Below are 2263 nucleotides of genomic sequence, written 5' to 3' on the forward strand. Positions count from 1 at the left end.
GACGAAACCCGATCCTCCGGGGGCGTCGCGGAGGGCGTCGTCACCGCCCTGATCGACGAAGGTTTCACCGGCCGTCTCGCGCGGGTAGCCAGTGAGGACAGTTTCATCCCGCTCGGCGATGCCGCCCTCGAGGTCCTGCTCTCCGAAGACACCATCGAGGCCGCGGCGATCAAGTTGGTACAGGTGAGCTGATGGCATTGGTCGGGCCGGAATACTGGGGCGGACTCTCCCCGAAAGAGCGTCGCCAGTACACATGGTTCCACCCCTCGAGTAAGACTGGGACGTAACCTGTCCGAGCACGAACCGACACCTGGAGCAGTTGTGCCCACCTTCGATCCCGGACCGCACGCTGAACCGTTACGTGCCCAGGAATTCAACGGAATCGCAGTGTTCGACGCCAGCGAACACAACCTCGCCCACGTCGATGTGTTCATTCCCCGGGACTGCATCGTCGCGTTCACCGGGGTCTCGGGATCGGGGAAGTCGTCGTTGGCCTTCGGCACCGTTTACGCTGAAGCACAACGGCGGTTCCTCGAGTCCGTCACCCCGTACGCACGCCGGCTGATGGATCAGATCGGAGCGCCCAGGGTTGGGGACATCACCGGGCTTCCACCGGCGGTCGCCTTGCAGCAGGCCCGCGGTCACACCTCCGCCCGATCGTCGGTCGGCACCCTCACCCACATCTCGAACGTGCTGCGGATGCTGTTCTCCCGAGTCGGCACCTACCCGCCGGACGCCCCCGTTCTCGACTCGAACGCGTTCTCGCCCAACACACCCGAAGGCGGATGCCCAGCCTGCCACGGCCTCGGCCGTACCCACGACGTCGATATCGATGCCCTGGTGCCGGACCCGAGCCGAAGTATCCGCGGCGGTGCCGTCGCCGCCTGGCCCGGCGCCTGGCTGGGCAAGAACTACCGCGACATCCTCGACACACTCGGTATCGACGTGGACCGCCCCTGGTCCGAGCTTCCGGAAGACGAGCGCGAGTGGATCCTCACCACCGAGGAACAACCCACGGTCACGGTGTCACCCGTGCGCGACCCGGGCAAGATGGTGCGCGATTACCAGGGGACGTTCTCGAGCGCCCGCACCTACGTTCTTCACACCTTCGCGACGACGAAGAGCGCAACCCAGCGGGCGAAGGTCGCCCGATATCTGGTGTCCCGGCCCTGCAGTGCGTGTAACGGCAAACGGCTGCGCCCCGAGGCGCTGGCCGTACGGTTTGCCGGCCTCGACATCGCCGACGCCACGGAACTGTCACTGGCCGATCTGGCCTCGGTCCTCGACGCCGTCGTCGCATCCCGCGGTTCCGACGCAAGCGACGCAACCGAACGCGCGTCCGCGGCGCTGGTAGACAACCTTCGCGGACGCCTCGCGGGTCTGATCGAACTCGGGCTGGGCTACCTGAGCCTTGCCCGCTCGACCACCACGCTCTCGCCGGGAGAACTTCAGCGCCTGCGGCTGGCCACCCAGCTGCAATCGGGCCTGTTCGGAGTGCTGTACGTCCTCGACGAACCGTCCGCAGGCCTGCATCCCGCCGACACTGAGGCGCTGGTCACCGCCGTGCGCCGGCTACGAGCGGCAGGTAACTCCGTCTTCGTCATCGAACACAACCTCGACGTCGTCCGCGCGGCGGATTGGATCGTCGACGTCGGTCCCGGAGCCGGGGAGCACGGCGGGCGGGTGCTGTACAGCGGCAAGGTGGACGGTCTCGCTCACGTTCCCGAATCCATAACTCGCCGATACCTTTTCGGAACACCTGAGAGTTACCCCGAGCCCGGTCTGCCGAGCAGGTGGATCGAACTCGCCGGCATCACGATGCACAACCTGCGGGATCTGACGGTGCGAATCCCGCTCGGGGTGCTCACCGCGGTCACAGGCGTGTCCGGATCGGGCAAATCCACACTCGTGAGCCGGGTTCTCACCGACGTCGTCGCCCAACACCTCGGCGTCGACAGCGAACCCGTCACCGACACCGGGGGAGACGACGCAGACGACTCCACAGTCGTACTGGCCGAAGAGCGTGAGAACGACACCGAGCCGACGATCGTGGCCGCCCACGGGCTGGGACACATCAACCGGCTGGTGCGTGTGGACCAGACCCCCATCGGGCGGACTCCACGTTCAAATCTTGCCACCTACACCGGACTCTTCGATGTGATCCGGAAACTCTTCGCCGCACACCCCGTTGCCCGTGAACGCGGATACAGCCCGGGCCGATTCTCATTCAATGTCAGTGGCGGCCGTTGCGAGGAATGCGAGG

General features: G+C 66.1%; 1 protein-coding gene and 1 pseudogene. Both read left to right on the top strand.

The window, feature by feature from the left end; translation table 11 throughout:
- A pseudogene (locus AC1D1G_RS44485) lies at window positions 1–192 on the top strand (transketolase C-terminal domain-containing protein); the annotation flags it as partial.
- 129 nt (window positions 193–321) lie between these two features.
- Window positions 322–2263, top strand: a 1942-nt coding sequence (locus tag AC1D1G_RS44490; protein WP_477956862.1) for an excinuclease ABC subunit UvrA, incomplete at its 3' end; no start/stop codon positions are given.

The sequence above is a fragment of the Rhodococcus sp. P3_B8 genome (genome assembly GCF_056402775.1).